The 14,645-nt window shown below is 68.1% G+C and carries 15 protein-coding genes; 10 read left to right on the top strand and 5 right to left on the bottom strand.

Annotated features, from left to right (window positions below; genetic code table 11):
* Nucleotides 1–10: 10 nt before the first annotated feature.
* Together ACIQTT_RS16120 and ACIQTT_RS16115 are read right to left on the bottom strand one after the other, a co-directional pair.
* Complete coding sequence (locus ACIQTT_RS16120) at nucleotides 11–1,105, bottom strand: BMP family protein (protein ID WP_402792316.1); 1,095 nt, start codon at nucleotides 1,103–1,105, stop codon at nucleotides 11–13.
* A 149-nt stretch (nucleotides 1,106–1,254) separates the two neighbouring features.
* Complete coding sequence (locus tag ACIQTT_RS16115; RefSeq protein WP_402792313.1) at nucleotides 1,255–2,370, bottom strand: mannose-1-phosphate guanylyltransferase; 1,116 nt, start codon at nucleotides 2,368–2,370, stop codon at nucleotides 1,255–1,257.
* A gap of 178 nt (nucleotides 2,371–2,548) precedes the next feature.
* On the opposite strand from ACIQTT_RS16115, the gene sdhC reads away from it, so the two are divergent.
* The 8 genes from sdhC (at nucleotide 2,549) to ACIQTT_RS16075 (ending at nucleotide 9,839) form a co-directional block, all read left to right on the top strand.
* Nucleotides 2,549–2,986, top strand: coding sequence for a succinate dehydrogenase, cytochrome b556 subunit (gene sdhC / locus ACIQTT_RS16110; RefSeq protein ID WP_247624837.1), 438 nt, complete (start codon nucleotides 2,549–2,551; stop codon nucleotides 2,984–2,986).
* Nucleotides 2,986–3,429: a succinate dehydrogenase hydrophobic membrane anchor subunit gene (locus ACIQTT_RS16105; protein ID WP_402792310.1), complete on the top strand. Its 444-nt coding sequence runs from the start codon at nucleotides 2,986–2,988 to the stop codon at nucleotides 3,427–3,429. Before sdhC ends, ACIQTT_RS16105 begins: the two co-directional genes overlap by 1 nt.
* A 19-nt stretch (nucleotides 3,430–3,448) precedes the next feature.
* Nucleotides 3,449–5,275, top strand: a complete 1,827-nt coding sequence (gene sdhA, locus ACIQTT_RS16100; protein ID WP_336641940.1) for a succinate dehydrogenase flavoprotein subunit — start codon at nucleotides 3,449–3,451, stop codon at nucleotides 5,273–5,275.
* Between the two features lie 2 nt (nucleotides 5,276–5,277).
* Complete coding sequence (locus tag ACIQTT_RS16095; protein ID WP_247624840.1) at nucleotides 5,278–6,045, top strand: succinate dehydrogenase iron-sulfur subunit; 768 nt, start codon at nucleotides 5,278–5,280, stop codon at nucleotides 6,043–6,045.
* Between the two features lie 97 nt (nucleotides 6,046–6,142).
* Nucleotides 6,143–7,294: a YihY/virulence factor BrkB family protein gene (locus ACIQTT_RS16090; RefSeq protein WP_402792305.1), complete on the top strand. Its 1,152-nt coding sequence runs from the start codon at nucleotides 6,143–6,145 to the stop codon at nucleotides 7,292–7,294.
* A 10-nt stretch (nucleotides 7,295–7,304) separates the two neighbouring features.
* Nucleotides 7,305–8,144: an exodeoxyribonuclease III gene (locus tag ACIQTT_RS16085; RefSeq protein ID WP_402792302.1), complete on the top strand. Its 840-nt coding sequence runs from the start codon at nucleotides 7,305–7,307 to the stop codon at nucleotides 8,142–8,144.
* 41 nt (nucleotides 8,145–8,185) lie between these two features.
* Entirely contained in the window at nucleotides 8,186–9,190 is a 1,005-nt protein-coding gene (trpS, locus tag ACIQTT_RS16080; RefSeq protein WP_402792300.1) for a tryptophan--tRNA ligase, read from the top strand.
* A 22-nt stretch (nucleotides 9,191–9,212) separates the two neighbouring features.
* A complete protein-coding gene (locus ACIQTT_RS16075; protein ID WP_402792297.1) occupies nucleotides 9,213–9,839 on the top strand; it encodes a hypothetical protein in 627 nt (208 codons plus the stop codon).
* A 50-nt stretch (nucleotides 9,840–9,889) separates the two neighbouring features.
* On the opposite strand, the gene pth is transcribed toward ACIQTT_RS16075, so the two are convergent.
* Together pth and ACIQTT_RS16065 are read right to left on the bottom strand one after the other, a co-directional pair.
* Entirely contained in the window at nucleotides 9,890–10,471 is a 582-nt protein-coding gene (gene pth / locus ACIQTT_RS16070; RefSeq protein ID WP_402792294.1) for an aminoacyl-tRNA hydrolase, read from the bottom strand.
* 102 nt (nucleotides 10,472–10,573) lie between these two features.
* The gene (locus ACIQTT_RS16065) at nucleotides 10,574–11,182 is read right to left on the bottom strand and encodes a 50S ribosomal protein L25/general stress protein Ctc (protein WP_247624845.1); all 609 of its coding nucleotides are present in this window, start codon (nucleotides 11,180–11,182) and stop codon (nucleotides 10,574–10,576) included.
* A gap of 231 nt (nucleotides 11,183–11,413) precedes the next feature.
* Between ACIQTT_RS16065 and ACIQTT_RS16060 the strand changes: the two genes are divergently transcribed.
* Nucleotides 11,414–11,539: a hypothetical protein gene (locus ACIQTT_RS16060; protein ID WP_402792291.1), complete on the top strand. Its 126-nt coding sequence runs from the start codon at nucleotides 11,414–11,416 to the stop codon at nucleotides 11,537–11,539.
* A gap of 416 nt (nucleotides 11,540–11,955) precedes the next feature.
* On the opposite strand, the gene ACIQTT_RS16055 is transcribed toward ACIQTT_RS16060, so the two are convergent.
* Nucleotides 11,956–12,984 carry a D-2-hydroxyacid dehydrogenase gene (locus ACIQTT_RS16055; RefSeq protein ID WP_402792288.1) on the bottom strand — a complete coding sequence of 343 codons (1,029 nt, stop codon included), beginning with the start codon at nucleotides 12,982–12,984 and terminating at the stop codon, nucleotides 11,956–11,958.
* A 186-nt stretch (nucleotides 12,985–13,170) separates the two neighbouring features.
* Between ACIQTT_RS16055 and gndA the strand changes: the two genes are divergently transcribed.
* Nucleotides 13,171–14,625 carry an NADP-dependent phosphogluconate dehydrogenase gene (gene gndA / locus ACIQTT_RS16050; protein WP_402792285.1) on the top strand — a complete coding sequence of 485 codons (1,455 nt, stop codon included), beginning with the start codon at nucleotides 13,171–13,173 and terminating at the stop codon, nucleotides 14,623–14,625.
* The last annotated feature ends 20 nt before the right edge of the window (nucleotides 14,626–14,645 follow it).

Below are 14,645 nucleotides of genomic sequence, written 5' to 3'. Positions count from 1 at the left end.
TCTCAGTGATTCACTCGCTCAGGTACGAGTTGACGGTGACGGTGCCGTCGATGATGTCCTGCTGCAGCTGGGTGACCTCGTCCTGCAGGCCGGAGTCGACCTTGTCGGAGAAGTTGTGGAGGTCGGCGATGCCGACGCCCTCGTTCTCCAGCGTGCCGATGTAGGTCTCCGGGTCGAACTCGCCCTTGCCGCTGGCGAGGACGGCCTCGTAGGTCGAGAGGTCCATGGCCTTGAGGACCGAGGTGAGGACGACGTCCGCCGTGCTCGGGTCGGTCTCGAACAGGTCGGCGTCGGCGCCGATCAGAGCGACGTCCTTACCGGACTCCTTGATGGCCTGCTGCGCCGACTGGTAGATCGGGCCGCCGACGGGGAAGATGACGTCGACGTCCTGGTCGAGAACGTTGACCGCGACCTGCTTGGCGTCCTGGTTGGCCTCGAAGCCGCCCGTGAACGAACCGGTCGTGCCGTCCCAACCGACGACCTGGACATCGGTGCCCTTGACCTCGTTGTAGTGGTCGACGCCCTGCTTGAAGCCGTCCATGAAGATGGTGACGGTCGGGAACTCCATGCCACCGAAGGTGCCGACCTTGCCGGTCTTCGAGTAGCCGGCCGACAGGTAGCCCGCGAGGAAGGCGGCCTGAGCGGTGTCGTAGAGGAGCGGCTTGATGTTGTCCGCATCCTTGGTTCCGTCGAAGTCGTTGTCGGCGGCGTCGTCGACGAGGATGAAGTCGACGTCCTCGTTGGCGGTGGCGGCCTCGACCGTGGCGGCCGAGAGGGCGAAGCCCACGGCGACGATCGCGTTGCAGCCCTCGTCGACGAGGTTGGTGATGTTGGGGCCGTACTCGGTCTCGGCGTTGGACTGGACGTCCTTCAGCTTGACGCCGAGCTCATCGGCGGCCTTCGTCGCGCCCTCGAACGAGAGCTGGTTGAACGACTTGTCGTCGAAGCCGCCCATGTCGGAGACGATGCAGGGCAGGAAGTCGGGGGTGTCGCCGCCCGCGTCGCCGCCCGATTCGGCCGGTGCCTGGCCACAACCGGCGAGAGCGAAGATGACGCTCGCGGCGACGGTCGCGCCGAGAAGCTTCTTGGTGGTGGAGATGGTCAACTCAGTGCCTCCCTGAACGGAACCGCGTCCCTCGCGGATCGATCAAAGTTACCTACTGTTTCAACGATTGCGTATACCGGCGCCCCTCGCTCCGGTGAATCTTTACAAACTCGAAACCTGGAGCGCCGATGAGCACCGCCCCGTGCTCATCAGAGCACATCGCCTCGTCCCGTGAGTTTGAGCGACTCCACGACGCCCTTCACCCGTTGCGCGTGCTCGACCGTCGTGACCAGCAGTGCATCGGGCGTGTCGACCACCACGATGTCCTGCACGCCCACCAGGCTGATGACCCGCGAAGTCTGGCTCACGAGGATTCCGCTCGCGGCATCCGAGAGCACGCGGGCGTTCGGACCGAGGACGGCCAGGTCGTTCTTGCGCCCGTTCGTGATGAGCTTCGTGAGAGAGGCGAAGTCCCCCACGTCGTCCCAGTCGAAGTGACCCGGCACCACGGCGAGGCGCCCGCGGCGCGCGGCGGGCTCGGCCACCGCGTAATCGATCGCGATCTTCTTCAGACGCGGCCAGATCCGATCGACCGCGGGGCCTCGGGTCTCGCGGTCGTCCCAGGCTTCGGCAAGCTCCTGGAGCCCGGCGTGCAGCTCGGGCTCGTTCGCCGCGAGCTCGTCGAGCAGCACGCTCGCCTTCGCGATGAACATGCCCGCGTTCCAGAGGTAGCCACGGTCGGCGAGGTACTCCTTGGCCGTCTCGAGATCAGGCTTCTCGACGAAGGTGTCGACGAGGGCGGCCTCGCGAGCCCCGTCGACCACGAGTTCGGGCCCCATCTTGATGTAGCCGAATCCGACGGCCGGCTCCGTGGGAGAGATGCCGATGGTGCAGATGTACCCCTCGCGGGCGACCTCCACGGCATCCCGCACCGCGAACTCGAACACGCGCGTGCCGCGGATCACGTGGTCGGCGCTGAAGGAGCCGATGATCACGTCGGGGTCGCGGCGGTGGAGGATGGCGGCGGCGAGGCCGATCGCGGCAGCGGACTCGCGCGGCTCGGATTCGAGGAAGACGTTGAGATCGGCGATGCCCGGCAGCTGCTCCTCGACGGCGGCGCGGTGGGCGCGCCCGGTGACGACGGCGATGCGATCGGGACCCGCGAGGGGGACGAGCCGGTCCCAGGTGTCGCGCAGCAGCGAGTGACCCGACCCGGTGAGATCGTGCAGGAACTTCGGTGCATCCGCTCGGGACAGCGGCCACAGCCGACTGCCGATGCCGCCCGCGGGGATCACGGCGTAGAAGTCTTCGATCGGGTCCGTCATCCCGCCAGGGTATCCCGCGGCGATCGGAGACTCGGGGTGCCGCTCAAGAACGCCTCAAGACCCGCCGGACTTAGGCTCCCCTTCGTCGCCTCGCCACCCGAGACGGGAATAGGATGGACCCCGATCGGGCGTGCCTGTCGGCATGCGACCGACGCACATCGATCCAGGGAGGACGACCGTGTCCACGAGCGCTCGCTTGACACCGTCGATTTCGGAAACCACGTCCAAGACCCCCCGCGGCACCCTCTACCGGGGTCGCGAAGGCATGTGGTCGTGGGTGCTTCACCGCATCACCGGAGTCGCCATCTTCTTCTTCCTGTTGGTGCACGTGCTCGACACGGCGCTGATCAGGGTCTCGCCGGAGGCGTACAACGCCGTCATCGGCACCTACAAGAACCCGATCATGGCGATCGGCGAGGTCGTCCTGGTCGCGGGCATCGTGTTCCACGCCATGAACGGACTGCGCATCATCGCCGTCGACTTCTGGTCGAAGGGCGCGAAGTACCAGCGCCAGCTCTTCTGGGGCGTTCTGCTGGTGTGGGGCATCATCATGGCCGGTTTCGTGCCGCGACACCTCATGCTCGCGTTCGCCGGATTCACGGGAGGTGGACACTGATGTCCGCGCAGACCATCGCAGCGCCGGCCCGTCGCCGCCGCGGATTCAACCTCGAGAAGTGGGGCTGGATCTTCATGCGCGCCTCGGGCCTCGTGCTCGTCGTGCTGATCTTCGGCCACCTCTTCATCAACCTCATGGTCGGCGAGGGCATCCACGCCCTGGACTTCGCGTTCATCGCCGGCAAGTTCGCGACCCCGTTCTGGCAGTGGTGGGACGTGCTGATGCTGTGGCTCGCGCTGATCCACGGCGCGAACGGCATGCGCACGATCGTGAACGACTACGTCACGAACAACACCGCCCGCAAGGCGCTCATCTGGGCACTCGGCCTCGCCGCCGGACTGCTGATCCTGCTCGGCACGCTCGTCGTGTTCACGTTCGACCCCTGCTTGGGCGTGACCGAGTCGAGCACGCTGTGGGATTCGTGCCAGTCGCTGGGCAACTAAAGAAGAAGGCATACGAGAAGTGACTACCGAGACGCAGGATTCCGTCGTCCGTGACGGCGTGCACTACCACCAGTTCGACATCGTCATCGTGGGCGCCGGCGGCGCCGGCATGCGCGCGGCGATCGAGGCGGGCCCCGGTGCGAAGACCGCGGTGATCTCGAAGCTGTATCCGACTCGATCGCACACGGGTGCGGCGCAGGGCGGCATGGCCGCAGCGCTCGCCAACGTCGAGGAGGACTCCTGGGAGTGGCACACCTTCGACACGGTCAAGGGCGGCGACTACCTCGTCGACCAGGACGCGGCGGAGATCCTCGCGAAGGAGGCCATCGACGCGGTCATCGACCTCGAGAACATGGGCCTCCCCTTCAACCGCACGCCCGAGGGCAAGATCGACCAGCGCCGCTTCGGCGGTCACACGGCCGAGCACGGCAAGACTCCGGTGCGCCGCGCCTGCTACGCGGCCGACCGTACCGGCCACATGATCCTGCAGACGCTGTTCCAGAACTGCGTGAAGCTCGGCATCAACTTCTTCAACGAGTTCTACGTGCTCGACCTGCTGACGGTGAAGGATGCCGACGGCAAGACGCAGGTCTCCGGCGTCGTCGCCTACGACCTCTCCACCGGTGAGCTGCACGTCTTCCAGGCGAAGGCCGTGATCTTCGCCACCGGCGGATTCGGCAAGATCTTCAAGACCACCTCCAACGCGCACACCCTCACGGGCGACGGCGTCGGAATCGTCTGGCGCAAGGGCCTCCCGCTCGAGGACCTCGAGTTCTTCCAGTTCCACCCGACGGGCCTCGCCGGCCTCGGCATCCTGCTCACCGAGGGTGCCCGCGGTGAGGGCGCGATCCTGCGCAACGCCTCGGGCGAGCGCTTCATGGAGCGCTACGCACCGACGATCAAGGACCTCGCTCCCCGCGACATCGTCGCGCGCTGCATGGTGCAGGAGGTCGCGGAGGGCCGCGGTGCCGGTCCGCACAAGGACTACGTGCTGCTGGACTGCACGCACCTGGGTGCCGAGGTCCTCGAGACCAAGCTCCCCGACATCACCGAGTTCGCGCGCACCTACCTGGGCGTCGACCCCGTCGTCGAGCCGGTGCCCGTGATGCCGACCGCGCACTACGCGATGGGCGGCATCCCCACGAACAACAACGGCGAGGTACTCGCCGACAACGACACGATCGTCCCGGGGCTCTACGCGGCCGGCGAGTGCGCATGCGTCTCGGTGCACGGAGCCAACCGCCTCGGCACGAACTCGCTGCTCGACATCAACGTGTTCGGCAAGCGCTCCGGTCGCAACGCGGTCGAGTACGTCAAGACGGCCGAGTTCGTGCCGCTCCCCGAGAACCCGGCGGCCTTCGTCTCCGACATGCTCGAGGGCCTGCGCAACAACCAGGGCACCGAGCGCATCGCCGTTCTGCGCAAGACGCTGCAGGACGAGATGGACAAGGGCGCACAGGTCTTCCGTACGCACGAGTCGCTCCAGCACGTGCTGGGCGTCATCGCCGAGCTGCGCGAGCGGTACAAGAACGTGCACGTCGACGACAAGGGCCACCGTTTCAACACCGACCTCCTCGAGGCCGTCGAACTGGGCTTCCTGCTCGACATCGCCGAGGTCGTCGTCTACGCCGCGCAGAACCGCGAAGAGAGCCGTGGCGGTCACATGCGCGACGACTTCCCGAAGCGCGACGACGAGAACTACATGCAGCACACGATGGCGTACCTCACCGGAGACGCGCACTCGTCCGACCCGGGCGACCACATCAAGCTCGACTGGAAGCCCGTCGTCTTCACCAAGAACGAGCAGGGCGAGTTGAACTACCCGCCGATGGAGAGGAAGTACTGAGCATGTCGAACGCCATCGCCGAAGCCCCCGCAGACACGACCGAAGAGACCGGGATCCAGTCCTTCATCGTCACCTTCAACATCCGCCGCTTCGACCCCGAGGTCGACTCCGAGCCGCACTGGGTCGACTACGACGTGGAGCTCTACTCCACCGACCGCGTGCTCGACGCGCTGCACAAGATCAAGTGGGAGGTCGACGGCTCGTTGACCTTCCGTCGCTCCTGCGCGCACGGCATCTGCGGATCGGATGCCATGCGCATCAACGGCCGCAACCGTCTCGCCTGCAAGACGCTGATCAAGGACCTCGACATCTCGAAGCCGATCTACGTCGAAGCCATCAAGGGTCTCCCCCTCGAGAAGGACCTCGTGGTCGACATGGAGCCGTTCTTCGCCTCCTACCGCGAGGTGCAGCCGTTCCTCGTCGCGAGCTCGGTCCCGGAGAAGGGCAAGGAGCGCACGCAGTCGATCGCCGACCGCGAGATCTTCGACGACACCACCAAGTGCATCCTGTGCGCGGCGTGCACCTCGTCGTGCCCCGTCTTCTGGACCGACGGTCAGTACTTCGGCCCGGCCGCGATCGTCAACGCGCACCGCTTCATCTTCGACTCTCGCGACGACAACGCCGCCGTGCGTCTCGACATCCTCAACGACAAGGAAGGCGTCTGGCGCTGCCGCACGACCTTCAACTGCTCCGAGGCCTGCCCCCGTGGTATCGAGGTCACGAAGGCGATCGCCGAGGTCAAGCAGGCGGTCCTGCGCGGTCGCCCCTGACCCGCAGCAGGCAGTCTTTTCAGAACAGGCGGTTCCCTCGCGGAACCGCCTGTTCTCGCGTTTCGGCCTGTTCTCCCTTGTCGATAATGTGGAGGGCATGTCCGCTCCCCGTCCCCTTCGCGCCCGACTCGAGGCTCCCCTCGAGCGCGTGACGGAGCTGAAGGATCGCACCCTCGCCGCCTTCCCGGTGCGGGTCTGGCGCAACTTCGCGTTCAGCAACGGCTTCCTGCTGTCGGCAGGCATGAGCTACTACGTGCTCTTCGCCCTCTTCGCCCTCCTGTACGTCGGGTTCGCGGGCGCCGGCCTCTGGCTCGGGGCGAGCAGTATCGCGATCGAGGCGCTCGTGCGCCTCGTGAACACGTATCTCCCCGGCCTGATCGGCCCGGACGGCGTGTTCACGGTCGAGAACGTGACCGAGATCGCCCAGAACGCCTCGGGGGTCCTCGGGATCACCGGTGCGATCGCCGTCGGCGTGGCATTGTGGACAGCGGTGAGCGCCGTCACCTTCACCCGTCGCGCCGTGCGCGATCTCTTCGGTCTGCCGTTCGATGCCCGCGCCTACTGGCTGCTCAAGGCTCGCGACTTCTTCGCGGCGATCGTCTTCGGCGGCGCGATGCTCGTGGGCGCGGTGCTCATCTCGCTGAGCGTCTGGGCGCTCGAGCAGATCTTCCTGCTCTTCGCGTGGAGCACCAGCACCTGGTTCTTCTCGTTCGGGGCGCAGACCGTGTCGGTCGTCGTCGCGTTCGCGCTCGACGCGACGGCGCTGGCGATGCTCGTGCGCTTCCTCACCGGCACCCAGCTGCACTGGCGATTCATCTGGCCGGGCGCGATGCTCGGCGGGGGCGCGATGGTCGTGCTGCAGCTCGGCGCCGGCCTGCTGCTCTCGCACGTGCCGAGCAATCCCCTGCTCGCCTCCTTCACCGTGATCGTCGGTCTGCTGCTGTGGTGCCGCTGGCTGGCGATCGTCGTGCTCATGGCCGCCTCCTGGATCGCGGTGGCTGCGGAGGACAAGGATCAGCCGCTCGAGCACGAGGACGCGGCCGCCGCCCGGCGCGCCGAGGAGCAGGCGCTCCTCCTCGCCGCGCGGGTCGAGGTCCGGCGCGCGCAGGAAGCGGTCGACACGGCGCCGTGGTACCGGCGGCCGGTCGCACGGCGAACGCTGAAGGCCGCGCAGCGGCGACTGACGGATGCGCGGGCGGATGCCGAGGCGGACGGCGTGACGACCGGCAATGTCCGCCCCCGCCCGTAGGCTGGATCACATGCCTCACCTGCGTATCGCCTCGGTCAACGTCAACGGGATCCGGGCGGCCGCCCGGAACGGGATGAGCGGATGGCTCGACTCCGCCGAGGTCGACATCCTCACCCTCCAGGAGGTCCGCGGGCAGGACGAGCACCTCGAAGCCGCCCTGCCGGGGTGGTCCTTCGTGCACGACGAGGCCACCGCGAAGGGCCGCGCCGGCGTCGCGATCGCCAGCCGCGTTCCCGCCCGGGCCTCGCGCACCGATTTCGGCGCCGAGGACTTCGATTCGAAGGGCCGATGGATCGAGGCCGACTTCCTGATCGGCGACCGTCCGCTCACCGTGGTCAGCGCCTACGTGCACTCGGGCGAGGCCGACACCCCCAAGCAGGACGAGAAGTGGAAGTTCCTCGACGCCTTCGGCCCGCGCCTGAGCGAGCTCGGAGCCGAGGACGCCCTCGCCCTCGTGACGGGCGACCTCAACGTCGGCCACCGCGAGCTCGACATCAAGAACTGGCGCGGCAACCGCAAGAAGGCCGGATTCCTCCCCCGTGAACGCGCGTACTTCGACCGCTTCCTCGGCGCGGCAGGAACCGAGGTCACGGGCGTCGACGGCACGGTCGGCACCGGCCTCGGGTGGGTCGATGTCGGCCGCCGCTTCCACGGCGAAGTCGAGGGGCCCTACACCTGGTGGTCGATGCGCGGACAGGCGTTCGACAACGACTCCGGGTGGCGCATCGACTACCACCTCGCGACGCCGGCGCTGGCCGAGCGCGCCACCGGCTACCACGTGGCCCGCGCGGCCGCCTACGATCAGCGCTGGAGCGACCACGCCCCGGTCGTCGTCGACTACACCTACTGACCCGGCGCTCAGAACTTCCGCCGCCCCATAGGATTGAACGCGTGACCAAGCCTCGCCTCTACTCCGGAATGCAGCCCTCCGCCGACTCCCTCCAGATCGGCAACTACATCGGGGCGCTCCTCCAGTGGCGTGATCTGCAGAGCTCGTACGACGCCTACTTCTCGGTCGTCGACCTGCATGCCCTCACCGTCGCTCAAGACCCCGCGGTGCTGCGCGAGAAGACGCGCCGCACCGCCGCGCAGTACATCGCCGCCGGCATCGAGCCGTCGCTGTCGACCCTGTACGTGCAGTCGCACGTGCGCGCGCACGCCGAGCTCGCCTGGATCCTCAGCACGATCACCGGCTTCGGCGAAGCCGGGCGCATGACGCAGTTCAAGGACAAGTCGGCGCGCTACGGTCAGGACGCCACGAGCGTCGGGCTGTTCACGTATCCGGTGCTCATGGCCGCCGACATCCTGCTGTACCAGACCGATGTGGTACCCGTGGGTGACGATCAGAAGCAGCACGTCGAGCTCACGCGCGACCTCGCGGAGCGCTTCAACTCGCGCTTCGGCGAAACGTTCACGGTGCCGATGCCGGTGATCCAGAAGGACACCGCGCGCATCTACGACCTGCAGAACCCGACGTCGAAGATGTCGAAGTCGGCTGAGAGCGATGCCGGCGTGCTATGGATGCTCGACGACCCGGCCAAGTCCGCGAAGAAGATCATGCGCGCGGTGACCGACAACGAGGGCTCCGTGCGCTTCGACCGCGAGAACAAGCCCGGCGTCTCGAACCTGCTCACGATCTATGCGGCCCTCTCCGGCCGCCAGGTCGCGTCGATCGAAGACGAGTACGCTGGACGCGGCTACGGGGACTTCAAGAAGGGCCTCGCGGAGGTCGTCGTCTCGGAGTTCGAGCCGGTGCGCGCCCGCGCGCTCGAGCTCCTCGACGACCCGGCCGAGCTCGACCGCATCCTGGCCGACAACGCCGGCCGCGCGGATGCCGTGGCCGATGCGACGCTCGCACAGGTCTACGACCGCGTCGGCCTGCTCCGCCGGGTCTGACCCCTCACCCTAGGATGACCTCGTGACCGATCCCCAGCTGCCTCCGCCCTACGGATCCGTGCCCCCGGCACCACCGGCCGCACCGCCGGCACCGCCCGCGCACGCTCCGGCGGCGTACGGGTCAGCGGTACCGCCCGTTCCTCTCGCGCCCGGCTACACCGCACCCGAATACACCGCACCTCCCGGGGCCTATCAGGTGCCGGTCGGCGGATACGCGGCGCCCGGCGGCGCGTACACCGTTCCCGACCCGGCGCCTCGGCCGTCGAAGCTGACCGGTACGCTGTCCCTCGTCTTCGCCCTCGTCGCCGCCGTCGTCGCCCCGATCGTGGCGGCGTTCGCCTCGTACGAGGTCGGCCGACGCGTGCCCGAAGCGATCGTGCGCCTCAACAGTGACGACCTCTCGTCGCTCGCCGTCCTCTCCCCCGCCCGAGACCAGGTGCTGTGGGCGGAGATCTCGTTCTGGGCCGGCACGATCCTCGGCATCGCCGCGATCGTGCTCGGCATCATCGCCATCGCCCGCAAGCGCGGTCGCGGCCAGGGAATCGGCGCACTCATCGTCGCCGTCGTGGCCCCCGCGATCTTCTTCCTCATCGCCGGAGTCGCGCTCGGCGCCGGAGCCGCAGCCGGAGGCATCGGCCTCTACAGCTGACGCGCTCTGAGCTACACGACCCTGCGCTGAACGACTCCGCGCCCTGCACCTCAGCGCGGCGCGTGGTGCTTCTGCTGGGCGGCGAGGAGCCCCTCGCCGATGAGGAGCTCGACCGCGTCCGCGGCATCCGAGACGAGGATCGGCAGGTTCGGCTTCTCGTCCTTACCGAACGGCGAGAGCACCCAGTCCGCCGGATCCTGGCGCCCGACGGGGCGCCCGATCCCGACCCGCACACGCGGGAACTCGGGAGTGGTGATCGCCCGCGCGATGTCGCGCACGCCGTTGTGACCACCATGCCCCCCGCCGGTCTTCAACTTCACGGTGTCGAAGGGGATGTCGAGCTCATCGTGCACGACGACGATCTGCTCCGCCGGCACCGAGTAGAAGCGTGCGAGGGCCGCCACGGGCGTGCCCGACACATTCATGAAGGTGTTCGGCTTGGCGAGCACGATCTTGTCGGCACCGGGCCGGAGCCAGGTCTCGACGACGCGCGCTCCGCCCTTGTGCTCGCGGAAGCTCTCGTTACGGCGCGCGGCGAGCTCGTCGACCACCATCTGACCGATGTTGTGACGGGTCGCTTCGTAGCGCGGACCCGGGTTGCCGAGCCCCACCACCAGCCAGGGGGAAGTCATGTCCTCATCCTCTCGCACGGGCGCGCGACGGCTGCCCGGTCGGGGTACGAAAGAGGGGACGCGATCGGATCGCGCCCCCTCTTTCGGTGATTCAGCCGGAGATCACTCCGCGGCGGGCTCCTCGGCGGCAGCCTCTTCGCCCTCGGCGGGCGCCTCGTCCTCTTCGACCTCGAGAGCCGGGATCGAGATGGCGACGACGAGCACCTCGGCGTCGGTCAGCAGCGTCGAGCCCTTCGGGAGCTTCACGTCGGCAGCGGTGATGTGCGTGCCGTCCTCGAGGCCCTCGACCGAGACCTCGACGTTCTGCGGGATGTGCGTGGCCTCGGCCTCGATCGACAGCGTGGTCGCGTCGAGGTTGGCGATCGTTCCGGGAGCCGACTCGCCGGTGACGACGATCGGCACGTCGATGGCGACCTTCTCGCCCTTCTTCACGACCAGGAGGTCGATGTGCTCGATGATCTGGTGCACGGGGTCCTTCTGGACGTCCTTGACCAGGGCGAGCTGCGGCGTGCCCTCGATGTCGAGCTCGAGCAGCGCGTTGGCGCGACGGATGATGAGCGAGACCTGGTGGCCGGGCAGAGCGACGTGCACGGGCTCGGTGCCGTGGCCGTAGATGACGGCCGGGATCTTGCCGGCGGCGCGCAGACGGCGGGCGAAGCCCTTGCCGAAGCTGTTGCGCAGCTCGGCCTGGACCTTGGTGTCTTCAGACATGAGGTTCTCCTTCGGGGCACGCAGCGATTGCGCCGCGCGGTGGTCTGTGTGTTGTCGTGTTCTCGACATGGACACGTGAGGAAAGCCACCGGGGACTCGCATCGCCGCGTCGATAACGGACGTTCGCGCACGCGCGCAACCATCCCTCGCCGAGGTACTCGATCAATGGTACCGGATCACCCGATAGGCTGGGAACACCGTCCGCCCTCTCGCAGATCACGGAGACCCCTCATGCTCGATGGAGCCTTCTTCTCGCACGTCCTCCTCTGGGTCATCGGCGCGATGTCCGTCGGCGCCCTGGTCGCCAGCTTCGCGGCACTGTTCTCGCTCGGCCGCTCCGGCTACCGCAAGGACTGACGCCTCGGGCGGTCGGTTCCCCGAACGCCACCTCGATCAGCGTCACGCTGCGGTCGATGCCCGCAGGTTCGACGCGCGTCCCTCGTTCGTCCTCCTCGAGCGGCTCGAGGGTCGCAAAACTGCGAGTCGAGCAGCGCGGCCGGCATGAAATGGTCCACCCGCGCGCGCATGCGCTTTCCAACGCCCCCTGTCGACGGTCAGCTCGGCGAAGAAGGCACCCGGCGACTCCGCCCTGATCGCATCGCGGTAGACACGACGCAGCGCCGAGCACGGGATGACGATGCGGTCATCCGCCTCGAGGGCCCGCGGCGAGCGCCAGGCCCACGGTCGACGTGCCGTAGCCGCTCGGCCCCATCACGATGATTCGCACGGTCATCGGACTCCTCCTCCGTCGAACGCGCTCAAGAGAATCCCGCTCAGTAGAACTCGACGGTGTCGACGACCGCGCGCAGCGGTCGACCGTCGAGCAGACGGGAGGCGTTGTCGGCGAAGCGGCGCGCGATGCGCTCCTCCTCGTTCGCGTTGATCGCCGCGGTGTGCGGGCTCACGAGCACGCGGGGGTGGCTCCACAGCGGCGACTGTTCGGCGAGGGGCTCCTGCTCGAACACGTCGAGGCCGGCGAACGCCACGCGCCCGTCGTCGAGAGCGGGCAGGAGCGCGGCCTCGTCGACGACCGTTCCGCGACCGACGTTGGTGAGGATCACGCCGGACTTGACGGCGGCGAGCACGTCGGCGCCGATCAGATGGTGGGTCTGCTCGGTGCCCGGCAGAGTCACGACGATCGCGTCGACGTGGGCCACGGCATCCGTCAGCTCGGAGAGCGGGATCAGACGGTCGACGCCCTCCACCGGCTCCCCCGAACGGGTCGTGCCCCACACCGTGGCGCCGAGCGCGTGGAAGCGGCGCGCGCACTCCGCGCCGATACCGCCGAGACCGACGACCAGCACGGTCATCTCGTCGAGCTGCCGCATCTGCCAGCGGTCCGGCCAGGTGCGGGTGCGCTGGTCGTCGAGGAGCCTCGGAAGTCCCTTCGCCCCGGCGAGCACCGCGAAGACCGAGAACTCGGCGAGCGTACCGCCGTGGACGCCCGCGCTCGTCGTGAAGACGACGCGATCGAGCTCGGCGCGGTCGAGACCCGCCGCCTTGACCGACGATCCTCCGCCCGCGGCCGTCGTCATCACCCAGCGCAGGGCAGGATTCGCACGCACGGTGCGGGCGAGGGCCTCCGCGTCCACGTCGGGGATGCCGAAGAGGACATCGGCGGAGTCGACCATCGCGTCGAACGACGCCTGCTGCTCGGCGGTGCGGACGTGGTCGGGGTCCCCCGACCAATCGGCCGGCCAGCGTGCGGGATGCACGAGTGAATGGTCGCGCACGACCTCCAACCGGGGCTCGAGTTCTTCGATCAGTCGGCACTGCTCCTCGGGCAACGGCACCGTTACCACCGCTCGCAGTCTGGTTCCGCTGTGCACCACGCTGATTCCTCCTCGAAGACGCCGTCTGCATCCAGCGTAGAGGCCCGCAGACGGGGGTCCGCCCGGCCGCCGACGCAAACCGAGACACACGCGCACGGGCCCCCGGTGACAGCGATACGCTGAGAACAACCCTTCTTCACGATCGAGGAGCCTTCTGTGCCCGAAGCATCAGCCAACATCGGAGTCGTCGGACTCGCCGTCATGGGGTCGAACCTCGCCCGCAACCTCGCCAGCCGCGAGGGCAACACGGTGGCGATCTTCAACCGCAGCTACGAGAAGACCCAGAGCCTTCTCGATGCGCACCCCGAGGCCGGTTTCATCCCGGCGCAGTCCTACCGGGAGTTCGCCGACTCGCTGCAGAAGCCGCGCACTGCGATCATCATGGTCAAGGCCGGCGGACCGACGGATGCCGTGATCGACTCGCTCGTCGAGGTCTTCGAGCCCGGCGACATCATCGTCGACGGCGGCAACGCGTACTTCCCCGACACGATCCGTCGCGAGAAGGCGGTGCGCGAGACCGGCATCAACTTCGTCGGCGCCGGCATCTCCGGTGGCGAGGAGGGCGCCCTCACCGGCCCCTCGATCATGCCCGGCGGCTCGGACGAGTCGTGGGTCACCCTCGGCCCGATCCTGAAGTCCATCGCGGCGATCGCCGAGGGCGAGCCCTGCGTGACGCACGTCGGCCACGACGGCGCCGGTCACTTCGTCAAGATGGTGCACAACGGCATCGAGTACGCCGACATGCAGCTCATCGCCGAGGCCTACGACCTCATCCGTCGCGGCACGGGCAAGAGCCCCTCCGAGATCGCCGACATCTTCGCCGAGTGGAACAAGGGCGAGCTCGAGTCGTACCTGATCGAGATCACCGCCGAGGTGCTCCGCCAGGTCGACGCCGAGACCGGCAAGCCCCTCGTCGACGTCATCCTCGACCAGGCCGGCGCCAAGGGCACCGGGGCATGGACCGTGCAGACGGCCCTCTCGCTCGGCGTTCCCGTCTCGGGCATCGCCGAGGCGACCTTCGCCCGTTCGCTCTCGTCGCACCCCGAGCAGCGCGCGGTCGCCGGCGCCCTCCCGGGCCCCGACGAGGAATTCACCGTCTCGGCCGAGAACACCGAGCAGTTCATCGAGGACGTGCGCCTCGCGCTCTACGCGTCGAAGATCGTCGCGTACTCGCAGGGCTTCGACGAGATCCGTGCCGGCGCCGCCGAGTACAGCTGGAACATCGACCTCGGGGCGATCTCGAAGATCTGGCGCGGCGGCTGCATCATCCGCGCGCAGTTCCTGAACCGCATCGCCGACGCCTACGCCGAGACCCCCGAGCTCCCGGTGCTCATGACCGCACCGTACTTCGCCGAGGCGCTCACCCGCGGCCAGGCCGCCTGGCGTCGCGTCGTCGTGACCGCCGCACAGGCCGGCATCCCGGCTCCGGCGTTCTCGTCGTCACTGTCGTACTACGACGGCATCCGCGCCGACCGCCTGCCCGCCGCCCTCGTGCAGGGGCAGCGCGACTTCTTCGGCGCCCACACCTACAAGCGCATCGACAAGGAAGGCACCTTCCACACGCAGTGGTCGGGCGACCGCACCGAGATCGAGGCAGAGGACACCCACTGACCTCGCGCTGACTCACACGA

The organism is Microbacterium sp. NPDC090225 (genome assembly GCF_044772365.1).
Lineage (GTDB): Bacteria > Actinomycetota > Actinomycetes > Actinomycetales > Microbacteriaceae > Microbacterium.
This window is presented reverse-complemented; position numbering and strand designations above follow the sequence as displayed.